At 44.6% G+C, this 19,840-nt stretch carries 25 protein-coding genes, 1 tRNA gene and 1 pseudogene; 12 read left to right on the forward strand and 15 right to left on the reverse strand.

The features are described from left to right. From IPP67_00150 to IPP67_00180, 7 genes and pseudogenes are all read left to right on the forward strand, one after another. Positions 1–189: hypothetical protein (locus IPP67_00150; protein MBL0337627.1), on the forward strand; the 189-nt coding region annotated here is incomplete at its 5' end. Positions 190–404: 215 nt separating this feature from the next. Continuing rightward, positions 405–620 (forward strand): MerR family DNA-binding protein, encoded by a 216-nt coding sequence (locus IPP67_00155; protein MBL0337628.1) that lies wholly within the window; start codon positions 405–407, stop codon positions 618–620. Between the two features lie 936 nt (positions 621–1,556). Continuing rightward, positions 1,557–2,222, forward strand: a pseudogene (gene rpe, locus IPP67_00160) (ribulose-phosphate 3-epimerase). Positions 2,223–2,234: 12 nt separating this feature from the next. Further along, complete coding sequence (locus IPP67_00165) at positions 2,235–2,798, forward strand: hypothetical protein (GenBank protein MBL0337629.1); 564 nt, start codon at positions 2,235–2,237, stop codon at positions 2,796–2,798. An 8-nt stretch (positions 2,799–2,806) separates the two neighbouring features. After that, positions 2,807–3,037: a hypothetical protein gene (locus IPP67_00170; GenBank protein ID MBL0337630.1), complete on the forward strand. Its 231-nt coding sequence runs from the start codon at positions 2,807–2,809 to the stop codon at positions 3,035–3,037. A 230-nt stretch (positions 3,038–3,267) separates the two neighbouring features. Further along, positions 3,268–3,924: a heparinase II/III-family protein gene (locus IPP67_00175; protein MBL0337631.1), complete on the forward strand. Its 657-nt coding sequence runs from the start codon at positions 3,268–3,270 to the stop codon at positions 3,922–3,924. A gap of 171 nt (positions 3,925–4,095) precedes the next feature. Further along, positions 4,096–4,440: a hypothetical protein gene (locus tag IPP67_00180; GenBank protein ID MBL0337632.1), complete on the forward strand. Its 345-nt coding sequence runs from the start codon at positions 4,096–4,098 to the stop codon at positions 4,438–4,440. Positions 4,441–4,505: 65 nt separating this feature from the next. Here IPP67_00180 and IPP67_00185 read toward each other — a convergent pair whose 3' ends face one another. The 3 genes from IPP67_00185 to IPP67_00195 all read right to left on the reverse strand — a co-directional run bounded on the left by IPP67_00185 (position 4,506) and on the right by IPP67_00195 (position 7,243). Next, entirely contained in the window at positions 4,506–4,919 is a 414-nt protein-coding gene (locus IPP67_00185; protein MBL0337633.1) for a hypothetical protein, read from the reverse strand. A gap of 143 nt (positions 4,920–5,062) precedes the next feature. Next, positions 5,063–5,299 carry a hypothetical protein gene (locus IPP67_00190; protein MBL0337634.1) on the reverse strand — a complete coding sequence of 79 codons (237 nt, stop codon included), beginning with the start codon at positions 5,297–5,299 and terminating at the stop codon, positions 5,063–5,065. Positions 5,300–6,829: 1,530 nt separating this feature from the next. After that, a complete protein-coding gene (locus tag IPP67_00195) occupies positions 6,830–7,243 on the reverse strand; it encodes a hypothetical protein (GenBank protein MBL0337635.1) in 414 nt (137 codons plus the stop codon). A gap of 314 nt (positions 7,244–7,557) precedes the next feature. Between IPP67_00195 and IPP67_00200 the strand changes: the two genes are divergently transcribed. The 4 genes from IPP67_00200 to IPP67_00215 all read left to right on the forward strand — a co-directional run bounded on the left by IPP67_00200 (position 7,558) and on the right by IPP67_00215 (position 11,005). Then, positions 7,558–9,099, forward strand: a complete 1,542-nt coding sequence (locus IPP67_00200) for a DUF87 domain-containing protein (GenBank protein ID MBL0337636.1) — start codon at positions 7,558–7,560, stop codon at positions 9,097–9,099. After that, the gene (locus tag IPP67_00205) at positions 9,077–9,490 is read left to right on the forward strand and encodes a hypothetical protein (GenBank protein ID MBL0337637.1); all 414 of its coding nucleotides are present in this window, start codon (positions 9,077–9,079) and stop codon (positions 9,488–9,490) included. The genes IPP67_00200 and IPP67_00205 overlap by 23 nt, the downstream gene beginning before the upstream one ends. A 401-nt stretch (positions 9,491–9,891) precedes the next feature. Further along, complete coding sequence (locus IPP67_00210) at positions 9,892–10,812, forward strand: hypothetical protein (protein ID MBL0337638.1); 921 nt, start codon at positions 9,892–9,894, stop codon at positions 10,810–10,812. Then, positions 10,790–11,005: a hypothetical protein gene (locus tag IPP67_00215; protein ID MBL0337639.1), complete on the forward strand. Its 216-nt coding sequence runs from the start codon at positions 10,790–10,792 to the stop codon at positions 11,003–11,005. The genes IPP67_00210 and IPP67_00215 overlap by 23 nt, the downstream gene beginning before the upstream one ends. 20 nt (positions 11,006–11,025) lie before the next feature. Here IPP67_00215 and IPP67_00220 read toward each other — a convergent pair whose 3' ends face one another. The 11 genes from IPP67_00220 to IPP67_00270 form a co-directional block, all read right to left on the reverse strand. Next, complete coding sequence (locus IPP67_00220; protein MBL0337640.1) at positions 11,026–11,163, reverse strand: hypothetical protein; 138 nt, start codon at positions 11,161–11,163, stop codon at positions 11,026–11,028. Further along, a complete protein-coding gene (locus IPP67_00225; GenBank protein ID MBL0337641.1) occupies positions 11,145–11,606 on the reverse strand; it encodes an MFS transporter in 462 nt (153 codons plus the stop codon). The genes IPP67_00220 and IPP67_00225 overlap by 19 nt, the downstream gene beginning before the upstream one ends. A gap of 20 nt (positions 11,607–11,626) precedes the next feature. After that, positions 11,627–12,157, reverse strand: coding sequence for an MFS transporter (locus IPP67_00230; protein ID MBL0337642.1), 531 nt, complete (start codon positions 12,155–12,157; stop codon positions 11,627–11,629). A 194-nt stretch (positions 12,158–12,351) separates the two neighbouring features. Further along, positions 12,352–13,503, reverse strand: coding sequence for an NAD-glutamate dehydrogenase (locus IPP67_00235; GenBank protein ID MBL0337643.1), 1,152 nt, complete (start codon positions 13,501–13,503; stop codon positions 12,352–12,354). A 19-nt stretch (positions 13,504–13,522) separates the two neighbouring features. Further along, positions 13,523–13,663 (reverse strand): NAD-glutamate dehydrogenase, encoded by a 141-nt coding sequence (locus tag IPP67_00240; protein MBL0337644.1) that lies wholly within the window; start codon positions 13,661–13,663, stop codon positions 13,523–13,525. Beyond that, positions 13,660–14,094: an NAD-glutamate dehydrogenase gene (locus IPP67_00245; GenBank protein ID MBL0337645.1), complete on the reverse strand. Its 435-nt coding sequence runs from the start codon at positions 14,092–14,094 to the stop codon at positions 13,660–13,662. The genes IPP67_00240 and IPP67_00245 overlap by 4 nt, the downstream gene beginning before the upstream one ends. Before the next feature lie 37 nt (positions 14,095–14,131). Continuing rightward, on the reverse strand, positions 14,132–15,175 hold the full coding sequence (locus IPP67_00250; protein MBL0337646.1) for an NAD-glutamate dehydrogenase: 1,044 nt from the start codon (positions 15,173–15,175) through the stop codon (positions 14,132–14,134). 157 nt (positions 15,176–15,332) lie between these two features. Beyond that, on the reverse strand, positions 15,333–15,728 hold the full coding sequence (locus tag IPP67_00255; GenBank protein MBL0337647.1) for an NAD-glutamate dehydrogenase: 396 nt from the start codon (positions 15,726–15,728) through the stop codon (positions 15,333–15,335). A 272-nt stretch (positions 15,729–16,000) separates the two neighbouring features. After that, positions 16,001–16,297 (reverse strand): NAD-glutamate dehydrogenase, encoded by a 297-nt coding sequence (locus IPP67_00260; protein ID MBL0337648.1) that lies wholly within the window; start codon positions 16,295–16,297, stop codon positions 16,001–16,003. 315 nt (positions 16,298–16,612) lie between these two features. Then, positions 16,613–16,810, reverse strand: a complete 198-nt coding sequence (locus IPP67_00265) for a hypothetical protein (GenBank protein MBL0337649.1) — start codon at positions 16,808–16,810, stop codon at positions 16,613–16,615. Between the two features lie 595 nt (positions 16,811–17,405). Continuing rightward, positions 17,406–17,831 carry a hypothetical protein gene (locus IPP67_00270; protein MBL0337650.1) on the reverse strand — a complete coding sequence of 142 codons (426 nt, stop codon included), beginning with the start codon at positions 17,829–17,831 and terminating at the stop codon, positions 17,406–17,408. Positions 17,832–18,196: 365 nt separating this feature from the next. Between IPP67_00270 and IPP67_00275 the strand changes: the two genes are divergently transcribed. Next, positions 18,197–18,267, forward strand: a tRNA-Ala gene (locus IPP67_00275). 739 nt (positions 18,268–19,006) lie between these two features. Here the strand turns inward: IPP67_00275 and IPP67_00280 are convergent. After that, entirely contained in the window at positions 19,007–19,324 is a 318-nt protein-coding gene (locus IPP67_00280; GenBank protein ID MBL0337651.1) for a hypothetical protein, read from the reverse strand. Between the last annotated feature and the right edge of the window lie 516 nt (positions 19,325–19,840).

A 19,840-nucleotide genomic window follows, 5' to 3' on the forward strand; every position in this document is an offset into this window, starting at 1 on the left:
TTTTGGGCGTTTATTTATAATATGGTTGGGATTGTTTTGGCAGCCTCAGGACTTTTAAGCCCGATGATTGCTGGGATAGTGGCTTTCAGCAGCGTGAGCGTGATTACCAATGCCCTGTTTCTTTACCGGTGGAAACCAGCTTCATCCTTGATTCAAAACTTATCTACCCTATTGCCTCAAATTCCCTAGAAGAAAGGGCTCATCATGCATAAAATTCATGGAAGGCCGCCAAATTAAGCGGCTTAACCAGCAAAAGGATCAGGAATTACGAAGGGCTGGAACTACTCGGCACCATTGCCCGTTCCCCAAAGATTACCGGTTGTACAGCGCAGATGATATCCACAATCCAACGTTCATCCACCGCGCTAGAAATCTGAATTTACTTTAACCACTATTAAAAATTGTTGGCTTTATGGCAAGATCCAAACTGCTCAAGCCGGGAAGTTCACGATATTGCCCAAACCCATATCAGCGAAATCAATCAGCAAATCTCCCACCTGCAATCGAGTGCCCAGGCTTTACAGAAACTCGTGAATTGCTGTAAGGGGGATCACAAACCCTCCTGCCCGATCCCTGAGGATTTAGCCAAACACTTAGCTTGGCTGCGCCGTGGTTTATAAGAATCATCACATTCCCTGCCAAAACCAAGATCACTCCGATAATAACCAGCAATGACCAATGATATTGTTCATATTGTTGAAATTACCAACGCCACTAACGGATATAGTAGGAATAAGCGCTTTATCGGCCCCTATTTTGAATGAGGGAAAAATACGTGGCAAAACCAATAATGGTTGTAAAAAATAGACAGGTACATCATGGAGGAAAGATAGCGAGCCGACCAATCCATTGTGATTGGCGTTCCTTTACGCACGACAAATAAGGCTGAAAATAAGTGCCATACATCATTCCCCTTAAAGTTGAGGATATAATGGGGACCCCCAACTATGATGACGCACCGCCACCATGGTGCCTAAAGAAGCACAGATGGTGCCAAGCAGAGACAAAGCAAAACCAATCCAAATTTCAGCAGTGGCATTTACCTTCATGATTTCCCGGACAAAACACAAGCGTTAGCCCCGTCAACCCGATCAAAGATGCTATGACCCGGTTTCGCTTGAATAGGCTGGTGAAGAAAAATGGCCATATTGACAATATTTGACCCCTACGATAACTGACAGAGCAAGGGAAACCAAACCAACTACTGGGCAATTTTGGGTAGCCGCATAAAGAATTGATAGTTTAAGAAAATTGAAAAAGCCCCTGCAAAACCAAAAACATGGTCGCGTTTTGAGAATTTCAACCGCCTTTGGTAACCCAGAATATTCCCAAAATAACGCTGGCGATCAGGAACCGGTATACAACCGATACTTCCGGTGCCACGATACCTAATTGCATTTTAACGCCAACTAGGAAGTACCCCAGATCAAAACAATGATTGTGTATAAAACGAAATATATAATGTCATTAATCAGACCTTCTTGACCGTGGATTCGAAACTGGAAAGATGTATGCACGCCATAATTAAAGTGATTTTCACATTTACAAACGATTTTATGATGGTGGTACAAATAGGCCCTTCTTTACTGGCCGCAGATTTCCCGCCAAATTGGGGGGGAAGAAGTTAAGGCAATTGAAACGGCGGGCGCTGATTTTATCCATTGGGATGTCATGGACGGGCATTTTGTCCCTAGTATCACCATGGGCCCCAGTATTATCCGGGCGCTTCGCCCCCACAGTCAATTATTTTTTGATGTGCATTTAATGATCACGCCGGTTGACCCTTACTTAGAGGAATTTGCAGCAGCTGGTGCAGATGGTTTGATCATCCATCCCGAATCAGGCCCTCATTGCCATCGTTCCTTGCAGAAATTCGCCGTTTGGGGAAAAAGCGGGCATCGCCTTAAACCCACCAACCCCCTTAAACACCCTGAACGGGATTATCCCAGATATTGACGTGGTATTGGTGATGAGCGTCAAACCCCGGCCTCCGGCGGCCAAGAATTTATCCCGAACAACTTGAAAAATCCGGCAATTACGGCAATTTTAAATCATCGCTCGCCCAAGCGTTTGATTGATATCCAAGTGGATGGCGGCGTTAACAACAAACAGCTGCCGCCGTGATCCAAGCAGGTGCCAACCGCCTGGTTGCTGGCACATCCATATTCCGCGGACCATCCAGCCAGTACAAACAAAATATTCAACAATTACGCAATCCTTAAGGTTTTTGTGATATGAGTAAACAATGGCTACAGCATGTATGGGAACTGACCCCCCGTTTCCTAACCAGCCGCCGCCTGCCACTTTGGTTGGTATGGCGGCGTAGCTTAAACTCCCTTAAAAATCTGTACCGCTACACCCCTTTTTACCGCTGGACATTGCCAACTCAAGCCAGTCTTACAGTCAGCGCTTCTTTCCGTGATTTGTGGCCTGGAGATCCCCAGAAAGGCTCAGAAATACTCGCGGGGGCTTTCTCATGCGGTTTGCTTCAAATTCCTTACCAGAGTCTTTGGAACAATCCTGCTGTTCCTGATTATTTCTGGCGTGATTTCCATGGTTTCCGTTGGTTACGCGATATCAAAGCGGTTGGCGGTCAACCCGCCTATAGTTTTAGCAAGCAAGTGATCAGCGACTGGCTGAACCATTACCAGCATATCAAGGGAATTGCTTGGGAGCCCTCTGTGGCGGCAGAGCGGTTGAATGAATGGATCAATTGCCTGAGTTGGTTTTCTAGGGAGAATGATCCTGAGTTTTTAGCGGTTTTTATGGTACAGATAAAAGGCATTGGATCCATTTAAAAAGATGTTTGCCTGGAAATTTATTCGGCTATCAGTTATTGCGCTCCATCAAAACTTTGCTGCGCGGCTGGCTGTTGCTGAATGAGCAGCTGGACACCCCCCGTGACTTTTTCCGCTTATTTGAGGAAGAGTTAAGCAAGCAAATTTTGCATGCTGACGGATATATCGAACGCTGCCCCTCGCATCAATTATATGTCCTCGAAGATTTGATCGATCTATGCGCTGCCTTTTGCCGATAACAACCAGGATGTTCCCTTATCTTGGCAAGAATCTCTCACAAAATTGGCAGAAGCCACTTTTTATTTACAACAACCGGATGGCGGGCTGCCATCCTTTAACGGCAGCACCCATGAAAACCCCCGGTTGGTTAGGCAGATTTTAGCAGCGACCGGCCTTAATCCCTAAGAACTACCGGCGATCCAACAAGCGCCCGGGTGGCTATTGCAGGCTGGAAGCCAATCAAACCGTATTGATCTTGGATACCGGTGTTTTACCGCCACCTCCCTATGACCATGATATGCATGCGGGCGCTTTAAGTTTTGAGTTGGCGGTAGGTTTGGAGCCAATGATTGTCAATTGCGGCCATCACCCCGCCACCGCCTGGCAGGATGTGCAACGTTCAACCGCCGCCCATTCCACCCTGGTCATTGCAGATACCAATTCCTGCTTTTTGGGCAAAAAAGGCGGTGTGATTAAAGGACCACATTCCGTCCAGTGCCAGCGCCAGGAAGAAAACGGCAATATCTGGCTTGAGGCCGTGCATGACGGCTATAAAAAAATGTTTGGGGCCATTCATACCCGCCGCCTGTATTTGGCCAATCATGGCTTTGATCTGCGGGGTGAAGACACGGTTAAAAGCCCGGGCGGGCATAAATTTGTGGTGCGGTTCCACTTGCACCCCACTATTACTGTTCATATAGAATCCGCCCAGCAACAGGCGGTATTGCAATTGCCAAGCGGGCAGATTTGGCATCTGCGCACAACCACGGGTGACGTGATTGCCGAGGAAAGCGTTTATTTAGGCAAAAACGGCACTTTGGAAAAAAGCCAGCAATTGGTCATCACCAATTTACCCACCAATCCTGAAATCACCATCAAATGGGCGTTAACAAAGAGTGTAAAGTAAACTTCTGCTAATGTGGATTTTCATCCCAATAACTGCCTGATAGTTCTTTATTTTCTTGCCATTCAATTTTAAAATCCCTTTTAAAAACATAAATAGGACAATAAAGCCTTATTTATCCGCCAAACCGAAACGTAACTGCCCCACTCACCCTTTATATGGGGCAGCTTTAGGTTGCTGGTCAAGCAAAGGCACTCATACAAGCAAAAACACCAAAAAAGGCTAAGGGGGCTATTAGCAGCGCAGGTCTTAAAATATACGCCGCTTTCTCCCTTTAGCCCATTTCTGGAGCCGATGATTGTTGTTGGGGAGCTTCCGTTGCCTGAGCTTGTTGTTGCTCTTGCCGTTGATACATATCTTGTAAAGCTTGTGATTGGCCTGATTGTTCTTGCTTCTCCGCTTTACCCTCCTCCGCTTTTACGGATTGTGGTTGCTGGGCTGGCGATAGCTGCTGGGTATTTTCTTTGGGGGAAGCGGCATCCGTTTTTTGTTGAGTTACCTGCTGATCCGGCTGACTAAATTGGTCTTTTACAGCTGCCTGATCCTTATTCCCAACGCGGGCAGATTGCTGATCCTGTTGATTTTCAGGCCCTGTTTTTGTTCCGCTGCTGACTGGGTTGATGCCGTTCGTTCCGACTGGTTTGGTTGCTGGCGGTCATAGATTTTTGCAAGGCTTCTGACCGGCCCGCTGATTGCGGGGATTGACTTTGGCTTACAGCAGCTTGATTTGTTTTTGCCTCGCTGGATGGTTGCTGCGGAGTTACTTGTTGATCGGGTTTAGTGGGTTCACCTGTTGGGGAATTTTTTGCTTCTGATGTTTGATGGGTTGCTTGGTTGGCTGAAGGGGTTGTTGCTTTTCTCCAGCAATCTGCCCTTTGCCTGATCTCTTGTTGCTTTAATTGATTAACAGTTTCAGGCTTGCTGACCTGGAGGCTGGGTAGCTTTACCCTGCCCTTCCGCAGTATTTTGTTGAGAGGAAGCAGATGTTTTCGCCTCACCCCCACCTGATGCTGCAACCATTTTATCTTGCTGGCTTTTCTGGGCCGCTGATTGATCGGTGATAGGTTTATGTTGGGCCAGTTGTTTTGGTTGTTCAGCAGATTCGGGCTTGCTTTGTCGCGGGTTTCTGGGTTTCTTTTTTTTATTTCCGCTTGTTGGGGAACATTTTTCCTTGGGCAGGCCTTTGTTGCTGGGAATCGGGTGGTTTTTCCTGCCCCTTATTGACTGATGCTTCCGGGGTTTTATGAGCTGAAACTCCCTTATCCTGGCCTTTTTGTTGATCATTCTCCCCAGCAATTTTGTCTGCCGCAACTTTGGCTTCAGGAGACTGTTTTTGCTGGTCTAAATGTTCCCGGGCAATATCCGGCCGCAATGCCAAAATACCATCTTTTTGGGAAGAGTTGGGGGCTCTTTAAATATTTCTTTATTTTCAAGATATGTTGCATACTCTTTGTTAAATAACTTAATAAACCTAGATTCACCTCCATCGGGCCTATAAGCTGTACCCCCATGAAGATTGCCCGTTTTATCTCTTCCTGGATTAATTACGACTAAAGTATTTGTTGTAGAATTATAAAAGAAGTCCCGATTATCTGCTCCGGCAAAGCTTTGGTATTAGGATGAAATAAAGTATCCCTGATATGTTGTTGCATTTCTGGGATCATTGATCGAAATTGGGTTTCCAAGCTAGGTTTCTAAATTCACCGACATGCTTCATCGCGCTGGGCAAGGTAAACTATATCTTAATTATAGGATTGTTACTCATCCAAAAAAAACTTCTAGATTGTTTATCTTGAGATAGTTTTTTAATGATATCGTGTAACGAATTTTCTATATCTATTATTTGGTCTTTCTCTAAGTTATGTATTTCTGCCTGTTTGATCATCTTGAACAACAGAAATAAAGTAGAGAAGATAGGTATTAATTCTTTTAGACAATTCATTTTAATGATTACATTGCCTTTATTGCATCTACCAATTCCATTTCTTACTCCTAGCTGAAACTAATCTATAACTTTCTAAAGGAAATAGGCTGTATCAATCCGATCTTCTATCGTTTTCACTCTTATTTAAATCCCTTGCCTTACCCTCATCACAATTCTTGGCTGTATCGATTGCGGCAAATTCTGCTGCTCTCTCTTCTGTTAGCCTATATTCCTTAGCTTTTCCCAACTGTATCTTCTGTTCCAAAATTCACGGGCAATATCCCGCAATGCCAAAATCTTTTTGGAAAAGAGTAGCCTCTCGACCTAGCTTTCTCTCTTCTTTGGGTAAGAAATTGAGATATGCTCTTACTTTCAGGCCTGAAGGCGGTACCTCCCAACATATGTTACCATTTTTATCTTGGTTCGAGTTAATAATCACCATCGTGTTAGTAGAACGATTGTAAAAACATCTCGATTATCTGCGCCTGCAAAAGACTTTGTTCCTGGGTGGAATAAAGTTTGAACTATGTGGCCTTTCATATCCTGAGAATTATTGATAAGAATTGGCTTACCCAAAGTGGATCTTTAAATTGATCTATATGCTTCATGTTATGCTGCACAAGAGGAGGTAAAACATCGTGCAATCTATAGACATTATTTGTCATAAATCAATTCTCAAAACTATCCCTTATTAAGGACATTGGTCACTTATAAACTCTAAACTCAATATTATCTTCATCACTTCTTCTTTACTCCATTATGAATTTCGCGATCAATATTTTTGTATTCTTGTAACAGCTAGAAAATCGCAAAAATATGAGCAAACCTCCTTCCAATTCATCTTAATGGTTACAGTGTTTTTATCGGCTGTTACTATTCCATGTCTCCTCCTTTTAATATAAAATCCACCCGACAGCCTCGGTCATTAACCGGACTTATCCTCAATGAGTATAAAAATCCAACCTAAATATTTAGAACAGCAGGCTATTTACAGGTGGCAGCCATGATATATTTGGTTATCTCATAGCCATCGGCATTTAAAAACTTATCGCTTTCCGTTAATTGCAGAACCTGAACCGGTTTGTTTTTACAAATACTATAAGATAAATAGGTTTTGGCGACCGCTTCGGCATTTGATTTTGCCAAGTCTGTTGCTTGATAACCTTTGCTAAAATTCGGCCAAACTTTAACAATCTGGAACTCATCCTGCTTTTTATAAAGGATATTATAGCTTTCCCCTTTAAAACGGAACCTTTCCGCCTTTTGATTGTCGGCATCGGTAAAGGTATCAACCACATTTGCCGTGGATGAAACCAAGCCAAGGGTTGACCCAACCGTATTCAAGGCTTCACAGCCAGATAGGCTTAATAAAAGCACCGAAAGACATATTTTTTTCATTAGAAATTCCTCCCCTAAATATTTTAATTCATTCAAAAAACAGGTTGCTTCCTCAGTGTCCGTTGAAAAACTTGCCTAAGTAGTACCTGGTGAACTTGTTTATTCACTTCATTGATATAATCGCAGTAAAAAAACTTTGTCAAATAAGTTTATATTTGTTTAGCATGATTTTGTTAAGGCGTTTTATTATCTAAGGTCAAAATTTGGGATGCGGGCAATGGACACAAACAACCCGTTCTAGTATTCACCGCCATATCCCTTATAAAAAAATTTAGCCAATTGGGGTAACCCTTATTCGTTCAGGGAGGAATGTTATGCGGTTCCGGGATGATCCAATTCTTTATATTCGCGAAAAATTGCGTGAATACCGTCAAAAATCTGTCCGAATGGCTATTGCAGAAAAATGGCAAAATGATATCGATCCACGGATTCACTGGGTCAAGGACACGGATAAGGAAAATGAGGCTTATCAACAAACCCTCAAGAATGGGCCGCCCAAAACTATATTTATCCAATATTGGCCATTTGCAGCCGAACGTATGCATAATTGGCGCAATTGGGTAATGTTGCCGATAATATTGTTTTTATTGTTAATAGAGGTTTCGAGTATCCATTGGGGGGTTAGGCTAGATGCTGATCCAGAACCATTTTTAATGGGGTTCTGGTGGTCGGTGGGTTTGTTATTTATTTTATCCACCATTTTTATGGGCAGCTTTGGCTGGCGAAGGTTTTTGCCAAGCCGCCTGGTGTTACCAGAGGAAGTTGATGCCGTTGAAAAATTAATTGAAAGAACTGTTTTAAGAGCCTGCCCTGAGGAAACGCCGCCTGACCTAAAAGACCGCTTCCGGGTTCTGGCTGTTGACCGTGATGGCGATGCGACTGCCGGCCAAATATTGGCCGCTGATCTTGAATTTTCAAGTGTTGATGAACAAATCAGCGAACTCCGAAACCTGACCATATCGGCTGGATTATCCATGTGGTTTGTGGTGGGTGTTATGTCGCAAACCGTCAGTATTATCATGGCTTTGCTGCTGTTCGGGTGGATTTTTGCTATATTTGCTTTAACCAAAATCCGCCTGATTATAGCCACCATCATCTTACTGGCAAGTTATGTGCCTGCCATGTTTGGTCTTGTTTCTCTTACCTATCAACCTTGGTTGGTAACGGGCCTGGTCATTGTCTTAATACTGATTCAAGAAACAAGGCTGCCCTCCCCCTTGCGTCAACGGGCGCAAATGTTGGAAGACGCCGTTAAAGACGCTGGAACAGAGCAATTAATCGAAGCGGCTGGCCGGGATTATTTTAAAAGTTTAGAAGCCGCCAGGACACAGCAAATTGAAGAAGCCATCCGGGATAAAACCCCTTTAATTAAACTTGGCCAAACAACTGGGTTGTTGTCGCAACGGCGTGACCCCCTGGCGCCAAGTGAAGCCGGATTACCTTTTGCCTTATCTTTACACGACCTATCAACACATCTGGGCGTATTGGGGGCAACTGGCACGGGTAAAACCAGCGGCGTTATTCGCCCCTTGGTCAGGCAGTGGCTGGAACATGAGCAGGTGGGATTGCTGGTATTGGACGGGAAGGGCAGCTTACCGCTAGAGCTGTCGCACCGGCAAGGGTACCAACTAATTAGCCCGGAACATTTACCTTTTAATCCTATCGAACAACTGAACCCAGATGCTGTCGCTGAAACCATCCACGCTTTATATGAAAAAGATAGCGGGGAACGATACTGGATTGATGCTGGTGTTCAAATGATCCGCCATGCGGCGATCATCCTTGAAGCTTCCCGGAAAGATTATACTTTACCCAATATCCAACAATTAATAGTTGATCCAGATTTCCAGGGCTGAAGCCTTAAAACAAGCAATTACGGATCATTCCCCCCAACGGCAATTGTCATCAGCCAGCTATTTTATTATTGAATTGGCTGCCATGGCTGAAAAGACCCGGGAAAGCATTATTAATATGGTTCGGGTGTGGTTATCTAACCTAACGGGCCATGAAAAATTAGGGGGGTGGATTAGGAACCCCAAGGGTGCCAGGGTAGAAGAATGCCTAACCGGCGCCAAAATCGGATTATTATTGCCTGAAGCCCTTTACGGCCGGGGCGGCCAGTTGATCAGCATGTTTGCCTTACGCCGTCTTTATGATGCAATCAAAAACGCGGCGATCAATGGCAGAAACAAGTGGGGCAAAAAACGTGTCCTGCTGGTTGCTGATGAAGTGCAAAAATTTGGTTAGTGAGAATGATTTATCGATGCTGCCAATTGCCCGGGCATTGCCGATGCCGCCGCGGACATCGGGCGCTATATGCATAGTGGCACCGACAAACATACGCGAGCCACACGCTATGGTCGCGCCCTAAAAGCAAATGCGCCAAGGTTATCCTGGGCAGTTGGGTTATGGCGGGCGATTAATACCGTCAATCAAGACCGAAGCAGGTTAAAAATTTGGTCATGCAGGATGAAGGGTTAGATAACTTCTACTACTCTGCCCCCGAATTGAGTTTTAAGGCCCATCGTTTAATCGCCCCCTGATGAGATTAATACCTTACTGGCCGAGCCAAATATGGCCGTTGCTGTGATCCAACGGGGACGGGTTGTGCGCCGTGATCTCATTAAACTGCAGCCGGAGTATTAGCCATGCAATTAAGGCCACAATACAACAACTTGCTTGCCTCCAAACCTGTTTCTACCAAAGCCAAAAAATGGCATAAAAGATGCGTTTTTCTGGGGCGGGATTGCCTCGTTTTGATAGTGGTTGCTGTTTATGCAGGATATATTATCCCCCAGCAACGGATTGACCAGGTTGAAAGAGCTATATTAAGATTAAAAACCATAGCAGAGCAATATCATCAACAAACCCTTTCCATCCTGAATAAGGCAGGGGTTTATATCGAAGCGTTTAAGGATGCCAAGATTGAAGAAATCCCTTCTTTAGCCCAGACATACCAGATGCAACGCTTAAGATCTAGGCGCGATACTCCCCAAAACAGTGGTAGGCCGACTGATTTATTCCCCGGCACTTCTGGAAAAGATCAACCTCTTAAGGTCGCTGACATCGCTGCTTTGTTAGCTAAGGAAAGTGATGCTATCATCGCAAACTTTCCAAATTTTGCGCGGAAACGCGAGCAGCTTCTGATTGTCCTGAGACAATGGGAAGAAGCGCAAATAATGATTAATCGGCCTGAAAACCAAGTTATGATTAAAGATGCCAAGCAAGCCCAATTGCAAGAAACGTTACAAATTGATAACAGAACATTCGCGCGAATAGCCATGGGTTTTCCCGAACAACCCATAAGATTAGAATCTGCTGAGCTTGAGCTTGCCCTTCTGGTCCAGCGCCCAATTCTAAAACCCTCGATTATAGCCAAACAAGCTTTATTAGATGCAGTCAAAGAAGTTGAGAGAAGCCAAGCGATGGTAGAGGAAGCGCAAACTTTCTTGATCAACTTAAAATCAATGGAAATTTATTTTTCCAAAAAAGGAAGAACCTCTATCGCCATCGCCTGCCAGCCAACCCTTATCCACCACCCCTCGTGTGAACCCAACAACATCCCCTAGCCAAACAACACCCGCTATCGTGGTAACGCCTGAGCAGCAACGACGGGAGGCAGAGACCTTGCGGCTGGAAGCTGAACGGCGCGCTGCTGAAGAAAAACGATTACAAGAACAAAGGCAGCGTGAGGAAGAACAAAGGCGGGCGAATGAAGCCTTATGTCGAAGTGGTCTGAGTAGTAACTGCCCTGGTAAGTGACAATTAGGTCGTTAAAAAGATCAATGTTTTCTCTTAACTATTAATGGCATTAATGCCATCAAAACCAGCCCCACAAAAATAAAGACCAGAACAGTGGCCATGCCCGCGCGTTGGCTGTTAAAGGCCAATGTGGCAAAGCTTAACACAGCTGGCCCCAAAAATGCGGTTGCTTTACCCGCCAAGGAATAAAGGCCAAAAACTCACTGATCATTTCCGGCGGGGATAACCGCACCAACATGGTTCGGCTGGCGGATTGGATTGGCCCAAAGAACAACCCAATCATCATCCCCAGTATATAAAACCACATTTTATCGGTGATGATAACCAAGCAAAACCCCACGATTAAAACCGCCAACAGCGAAACAATAATGGTGCGGCGTGAGCCGAAGATATCATCGATCCAAGCAAAGCCGAAAGCACCAATACCCGCCGTGATATTTAGTAAAATACCAAAAATAAGGACTTCTGCCATATCCATGCCAAACTGACCAGCCGCATAAATGCCCCCGAAAGCAAACAAAGTATTCAAGCCATCAATATAAATCATTTTAGCCAGTAGGAACCAGGCTATTTCCTTATATTGCGGCAGTTTTCTAATCAATAACCAAACATTTTTGAATCCTATCTTTGCAACCTGCCATAGCGATTCGGTCGATCTTTTGCGTTCTTCTTTGACAAAAAGAAATATAGGCCCTGAAAATAATAAAACCCATAAGGCACATACCAGATTGGTGGCCCGCACATGTTCAAAACTAACTTTATCCAATCCCCCCAAGGGGTTTCCGGTTGGATAAATAAAAGCAGGCAGATCACCAAACTGCATAAGCCGCCCGCATAGCCAAGCGCCCAGCCCCAACCGGATAATCGGCCAATATGGGAGGGTGCAACTAGGGAAGGTAATAGGGAATTATAAAAAACCGTGGCAATTTCAAAACCGATGGTGGCAATGCCCGCCAACAGCAGCGCGATCATCACATATTGCTGCCCGGGTAAGGCAACCCATAAACCCGCGGTGGCAACAATGTTAACCACTGTAAAAAAGAACAGCAGGGATTTGCGGCGTTGCTGATAATCCGCAATTGCCCCCAAAAACGGGCTAAGAATGGCTATAATGATGCCCACCACACTGGTCATCTGGCCCCATAAAGCCATCCCCTGTTCTTTATCGGGGGCGATCACACCTGCAAAATACGTGCTAAAAATAAAGGTGGAAATAATTGCCGGGAAGGCAGAATTTGCCCAATCATAAAAACACCAACTGATTTTGAACGTTTTGTTGCAGCCAAAACCATCCGCCTTTACAGGAATATGAAAATATAACTCGGCATGGCCAGCAAGCCAAAAAATCAATTAAACAATGATTTGAATTGCTGGCTGATAATCACCAATTTTGCCAAGTCAATCGCCGAAGATTTACGCAAATCATCAAGCAAGCTTTGGGTATCATCCCAAGCGCTTTGGTGCTTTTTGCTCCAATCTTCAATCAAAGGTTCTACATCCTTACTGTTTGGATGAGGCGAATCCTTTAAGATGGACATTGTAATGGCATTTTGTTGCGCGTCCAGCTCCTCTAACAAGGCGGTTAGCGCCATACGCTCCCAATGGGTTGGCTTATTCACTTTCATGGCAGCATCCCGCAGCCAATCAAATTGCAATTTATCCCCGGCACGGAAATAAACAGCTGCCGCATGCATCACATCGGCCTTTAAAGCCTGGGCTATCCTAACAATATCCAGCCCTGCTTCCAAATATTCCAAGGCATATATAGCATTGGCCAAGCTTTCTGGTACCCCTTGGTCAATGGCTTGTTTGGAGTTACTGAACCAATTTTGTCGGTCTAGATCACTTAAAAGATCTTCCAAATTTTGAGATATCAGCGTTAACCCAGGCGAATAGGTTTGGTAATGGTCGGCAATATTTAAGGAGGGCTGGCCTTGCTGCAAAAACCATAAGGTGGCAGCTTCCGCCATCCGGTTAATGATGATAAACATCCGCAGCTGGATATCTGCGCTGACTTTGTTGTCCAACTCTTCGATGCCAGACCATAATTGGCGCAGATTGAATGTTGCCCGGTAATGGGCATAAGCCCGGGTAATATCAAGTGCGGTTTTGCCCGTTCTTTCTTTCATAACATACAGGAAAGATGGCCCCACCCTATTGACCAAACTATTGGTGACGGCAGTTGCGATAATTTCCCGCCGCAAGCGATGACTTGAAATTCCTTGGCGGTATTGTTGCTGAAGCGGCTTGGGAAAATATAGATAGAGGTCATCCACCAATTGTTGGTCATCCGGCAAACTTGAGGGCAGCAGTTCTTCATATAATGTCATTTTGGCATAAGCCAGTAGAATAGCGAGTTCGGGACGCGTTAAACCCAGTTGAGCGCTTTGGCGTTGCCGCAGCATTTCATCATCAGGCAAAAATTCAATGGCGCGATCTAATTTCCCTTGTTTTCCAAGGAACGCATGAAACGTGCCTGCTGGTCTAGCGACATCCATCCCAAATACTGCGATATACTTAAAGCCTGGCTTTGCAGATAGTTATCGCGAGTACCAGTTGCCCCACTTCATCCGTCATCTTCGCCAGGAGAATATTGCGTTGATCAAGCTTCAGGGAACCTTGGGCCATAATCCCATTTAACAGGATCTTAATATTCACTTCATGATCGGAACAATCAACACCGCGGAGTTATCCAAGGCATCCGTATTGATACGCCCACCCTTTAAGGCAAATTCCACCCGTCCTAATTGGGTTAGGCCAAGGTTGGCCCCTTCCCCGACCACTTGGCAACGCAACGCAGCGCCATCAACCCGCAACACATCATTGGCCCGGTCACCAACTTCAATATGGCTTTCCGAGCTTGCTTTGACATAGGTGCCAATCCCTCCAAAAAATAGTAAATCCACCTGGCTGAGCAATAATAGGCGGATGAGTTCATTGGGTGTTGCCAATTCTTTCTTCAATCCGAAACATTGCCGGATTTCAGGCGACAATTTGATGGACTTAGCTTTCCGGTCAAAAACACCACCGCCCGGGGAAATGAATTGCGGGTTATAATCCGTCCAAGCAGATCTGGGCAAATCAAACAAACGCTTACGCTCCTGCCAAGAAGTGGCGGGATCAGGATTAGGTCAATAAAAATATGTAAATGGTTAAACGCCCCCAAAAGCCGCGTATGTTTTGATAATAACAGGCCGTTACCAAAACGTCACCCGACATATCACCAACACCCACACAGGTGAAATCTTCAGACTGGATATCCTTACCCATTTCACGAAAATGGCGCTTGACTGTTTCCCAAACACCGCGGGCCGTAATAGCCATCTTCTTATGGTCATAACCAGCAGAGCCGCCGGATGCGAAAGCGTCATCCAGCCAAAAACCATATTGCTGTGAAACTTTATTGGCGATATCGGAAAAAGTTGCCGTACCTTTATCAGCAGCAACCACCAAATAAGGGTCATCATCATCCCGACGCACCACGTCAATTGGTGCCACCACCTTATCTTTGACCAGATTATCCGTAATGTCCAAAAGGCCGCTAATGAAGATTTTATAACATTCAATACCTTCTTGTTGGAAGGCATCACGGCCACCCGTCACGGGTGGGTTTTTAACAACAAAACCCCCTTTGGAGCCAACGGGAACAATCACTGAATTTTTGACCATCTGGGCTTTCAGAAGCCCCAGAATTTCGGTGCGGAAGTCTTCACGGCGGTCAGACCAGCGGATCCCCCCGCGCGCGACCTTACCGCCACGCAAATGGATCCCCTCAACCCGTGGGCTATAAACAAATATTTCCACCATCGGGCAGGGAAGCGGCAGTTCTTCAACTAAGCGTGAATTAACTTTAAAAGAGATATAGTTTTTAATTTGTTGATCTGCGGTTTTTTGGAAAAACTGCGTCCGCAACGTTGATAATATGGCATTCAAATACCGGCGCATAATACGGTCTTGATCAAGGTTAGTAACCGCTTCCAGCAATTTTTCAATTTCCTGTTTCAAACCGTTGACAAGCTGAGCATCACAGGTTTGATCAAGGGTGAACATCGATTCGAACAACACCACCAATTTGCCGGTCAAGGAAGGATTGGCGACCAAGGTTTCTTCCATATATTGCTGGCTGAACGGAATGGCCGCTTGCCGCAAATACTTACAATAAGCCCTCAATACAGTGACTTAACCCAATTTAACCACGCCCGCAGAACTAACACATTAAACCCATCATTTCAATTTCCTTGTTCCAAATACTTAAATAACAATCTTGGAAATTGGACTGGATTTATCAATTTCCACTTGGTCATGATAGGTCGTGACCATGCTGAAATCATGAGATCCACAATTTGCTGCCAGCGCCATGCGGTTCAACCACATAAGACATTTCACTGATCACGCGCAGGCCCATATTCTCCAAAACCGGCAAGGCATCCGAAAGACTAACTTGTTGGGAGGGGCTGTAAATTTTTAAATGGATTTGGTTGGCATCCGTACCCGCCGGGCGATAAAGATGAAGCGTCAAGACGCGCGCCGACAAGCTTCGTTCAATCAACCCAATATCCGAAGCGGCCGTTTGTGGATCAAAATGTTCGCGGTAACTGGCCGGAAATGCTTCAACAAAACGCCGCATCATCCGTGGCGCTTTTTCGCCACCGAACTTTTCAACTAATATATCCCGAAGCCTGGCTTTCCAGGACCTTCCCGTCTCTATCAGGCGGCGCTCCACCTCCTCCACATCGATCGTGATTTGATCACGGGATTGCTCTAATGATTAGATACAGGCAGGATTAGGGATCATCACTCCACAACTGTTGGTGCTTAGCAATTGGCCATTGAAGGCCTTCCCAGCACTCTTCAATCTGCTGGCGCGGTTCACTTGTCATACCGATCCCTCGGCAAACGGACAATGGCATAAAAAAGGCGTTTACCCCGAAGGCATCACGCCTGACAAAGGGCAACCTCTGTCTTTCCTACGGCCGTAAAATATCCAGGGCGGTTTCATAAATATGCTTTTTCATCCACTTGGAATACTCTCATCGCGCGGATATGTTTCCAAAATATGGCGGAACGATTTGGCGTTATGGCCAGGAACAGGGAAAGCAGCGCGTTCAATGATTTTGCCAGCTTCTTTCTTACAATCGGCACATCTTTCAAGCTGCTAAGGTACGCTTGGGCGGTTAATAACCCCACCAACAGGTAACAACCTTCCACTTTCCCATGGGCTGATAATTTACCGATAACCACCTCCGTCAACGCATGGCGATGGACAGTTGAAAAGAAGCATGCCTTAGCCAACAATAAAGTTTTTCAACGGACCGCTCAGAAATTTCTGGGGCAATTGATCATGAAAGCCCTGATCCGCATATAGTTTGAAAGCAGGATTTTCGACATCCCCCGTTCTTTGATACGCTTAGCAGCGGGCAGTGAGGACGTGATAGCGGCGCCAAAATGACATTCCGCCATCCCCAAATAAGTAAATGGTCATCATCCAACCATTGCAGGTGCTGATATTCTCCACCATCTTTGGCTAGCATGTTGCCAAGCATTTTGGATAGCCTGGTTTTGCGCCCGCATCGCAGCCCAATCCCCAACCGCCAGTCGCACGTCGCTTCAAAACGTCAGTGATGGTTGCTGAGTTTCCGCCATACGCTCAGGCGATGTTTGTTCACTGATGCGAATTTGCATAAAAGATTCCGGCAGACTTTCACCCCGATCTTCGCCCATTTTTTGGCGCTGGCCTGCTCGGCGTTTTACCAGTAATACCGGATGGACAATCAAATACACTGCCAAATCCTGCCGCTGCAGCACCGCACCACCGGATCGACCAGAAATGACATATCATCATTGACAATTTCAATAATGGAATACGGGCTTCCCAAACATGTTCTTGCTGTTTTGGGTTATATAGGCGCAGACTGGCAATTCCTGGTTGCATAAGGCGCCCCAATTCCGTAAGGACAAGGCAGCACCACACAAATTTTCAGGGGTTTCAATGACTAAGTCTTCGGGGGACACATTGCTATAAGAAGCAACTTAGCTCCTGCACTTCCAATTGGGGCGTTTTTAGCAGGGTTTTGACGGTTGGATCACTTGATCCAACAAATCTTATTTGATTTTTCAGCCTGATGTACCATGGGATTACCCACACCTTCGAATAGAAAATGAAGAAAATAATGATCTAACCGTCAATATTTGCGCTTGATAAAGTGCGGTGTGACCGCTTTCTCTAATTCAACAAGGATTATCGGCTTTCTTTAAAAAACGCAATTGTTTCATAAAGATACCGCAAAAAATGTTAGCAATTAACCACGACTATTTTTACTAACTGTTACCCAATAAAAAAGCGTACCCCTCTGTAGGATACGCTTTGATATTAATATCGCTAATTCTCAAATGATTAGTTTTAAGAATTAATAACCGAAGAAAAACAAGCCATATACCAGGAACCAAACACCAAGAACAATAGCAGCAATACCCAACGACCATGGTAAACAGCCAATTTCATGCGCAATGCTTCAGGTTGACGTGCTTGCTCGTTGCTACTGGCCATTTTGCTGATAAAGCCGAAGCCCAGCAAGAAACCCAATAGAACTTGAACTGCATACAAAAGGAACATAGTAATCCAGAAAACTGGTAAAAGGTTAATCCATCCGATATAAGACAGCGGTCTTACGATCAAAAATAACAATCCCCAGAAAAACAACACAATTCCAATAATTCCTTGAAACGGCGCTATTTTATCTAACAATTCGCCAAGCATAGTTTTTACAACCATTAAACTCGCTTTCGCTAAAGACCCATAATAATTATCGCGATAACGGTGGTCCATTCTAAAATACAAAACCTCAATTTCTTCCCTTCTGATTTAAGTTTTCAAAATGTTATATTAAGATATTAAAATTCTTCCCAAAATTATCTTCTAATATTCATAACCACTCCTTACATTAACTTTTAAGGTTTTCAAAGTTTTTTATCTCTTCGCAAGCATTCTTTCTATAATATCGTCCCAATTGCAACGTTTATTTCATTTGTTGTTGCAAATAAGTCACGAATAAGACCGTTTTACGCGGTGAATACAGAAAAACATCTGCGTTGATTTTTGCAATAACTGTATCCCCAAAAATAATTATTTAGTTTTCCATACTTTTCTATGTTCAGGACTTGAGTTGGGAGACCAATTTCCAAAGGAAATTAGGGGTCGTAGCTCAGTTGGGAGAGCGTCTCGTTCGCAATGAGAAAGGTCAGGGTTCGATTCCTCGGCTCCGCAAACTCAAAAAAACTGGGTGTATTATTACTAATACTGTTGCCCTAGGTTAGGGACTGGCGATTCCATTGGTAATCACATCCAGCCTCATCACAAAATAAATTAGTCGTAGTTTTTAGTCTGAACCCCGTTATTTCATTATCTAGTATTTTCGTCGAAACCCAACTTTTGTTGATTTTCTACGAAAGCATCGCCTATCCCAATAAAAGCACGTTTATACTGGCGGATCCACCATCTGTTTTTATTGCTGAACACCCTAATATGGTACTACTGACAAATAATTAACATATTCTGTAATGTTCTGCGCTGTTAATATATTAGCCAATAACTCCTAGGAGGCTATTAGATACAGATACAAAATAAATCTGGAAATAATAAAGCTTACACAGAGCCTAAAAGATCACTTGCTTCTAGAAGTTCCCAGTCCAAGCAGTAGATATTCTAAAAAATATACGTAAAAGCAGATTCAGTTTAATACAAAGCCAGTTCGCATGTTTTGAGTTTGGAACTGATGTTTCATGGAGTCACGGCATTTAATCATAGCTAAGGGCTGTTTATCGTGGAAAATAAAATAATACCCATAAAAATTTTAAAATAGATGCGAACCAAACAGATAAAACTTACAAGGCTCAGCTAATCAGGCCCATGGGCAATCTGTTGGTTCTGAAGCCTGACCAAGTTCAGCCAAAACAAAACATGGCTCAAAGCGAATCTTGACAAGCATGCCCCGGGAGAATCAGTCAACCGGCAGTTACCAGCAACCTAGTAGCGGTAATGATAAGCACAGCCAGAACCGACCGAGGTAATCCCTTTCTGCACAACAACCAAACAATCCTGGTCAGCAGAACCACAGTCACAACAAGCCTGGCACTTCCCCCCACAATACGTGCCCACGTATAATACGGCATCAAAATACTGGCCAGCAAAAGACGGCCCTGTAAGAAAGCATATAAAAAATCCGCAGTTAGCCAGATCCCCAAACTTCTCACACCCAGCGCATATAAAACCCGGACAAAAAGCTGGTTTTGACTATGTAACCACCAGTTGGAAAGAGTCATAGATCTGCCCCAACTGCAAATGGTGATACAGGACAAAATATTTCTGCCGAACAACTTGATAAACCAGAAGAATCGGCGTATGAACGGTAAGAAAGTAAGTTCAAGGGGTTTGGTCCGAATAAAGATTCCCAGCCTCCAAAGATTATGGTCAATCTGATAACCCGAAAACGAGCCCTAAGCCGAACGAAATTGATCAAAACCACAATAAGCAGAAGCCTTCTCCCCTGGAGACATATGAAACTTCAGATAAAAACCGCAATCAGGGTCTGGGGAAAGATAACCTAGAAACATTAGGAAGTAAGGCTCCTATCCCTTCTGAATTGGCTTTCAATTGAGTGCGAGGATGCCAATAAGTGGGGACCATAACTTTGCGGAACAAATAAAAGCAGTGCGTCGAAGCCCGTCGGCCTTGTGCCACGAGGTTTTCGGCCGTGTTGTCGGTTTGAAGGGAATCAATGCGGATGTAACGGTCATGCGGGGGGAAAATGGTTTGCGCCTCCTCGAAAATACCATTAA

This window comes from Rhodospirillaceae bacterium, from assembly GCA_016722635.1.
In the GTDB taxonomy this organism is placed as follows: domain Bacteria; phylum Pseudomonadota; class Alphaproteobacteria; order JAEUKQ01; family JAEUKQ01; genus JAEUKQ01.

Excerpts from the sequence above, each read along its gene's own strand:
- IPP67_00195 (MBL0337635.1), bottom strand. The coding sequence starts at position 7,243 with ATGAAAAAAATATGTCTTTCGGTGCTTTTATTAAGCCTATCTGGCTGT.
- IPP67_00165 (MBL0337629.1), top strand. The coding sequence starts at position 2,235 with ATGAGTAAACAATGGCTACAGCATGTATGGGAACTGACCCCCCGTTTC.
- IPP67_00230 (MBL0337642.1), bottom strand. The coding sequence starts at position 12,157 with ATGGCTTTATGGGGCCAGATGACCAGTGTGGTGGGCATCATTATAGCC.
- IPP67_00235 (MBL0337643.1), bottom strand. The coding sequence starts at position 13,503 with ATGGATGTCGCTAGACCAGCAGGCACGTTTCATGCGTTCCTTGGAAAA.
- IPP67_00200 (MBL0337636.1), top strand. The coding sequence starts at position 7,558 with ATGCGGTTCCGGGATGATCCAATTCTTTATATTCGCGAAAAATTGCGT.
- IPP67_00210 (MBL0337638.1), top strand. The coding sequence starts at position 9,892 with ATGCAATTAAGGCCACAATACAACAACTTGCTTGCCTCCAAACCTGTT.
- IPP67_00270 (MBL0337650.1), bottom strand. The coding sequence starts at position 17,831 with ATGGACCACCGTTATCGCGATAATTATTATGGGTCTTTAGCGAAAGCG.
- IPP67_00280 (MBL0337651.1), bottom strand. The coding sequence starts at position 19,324 with ATGACTCTTTCCAACTGGTGGTTACATAGTCAAAACCAGCTTTTTGTC.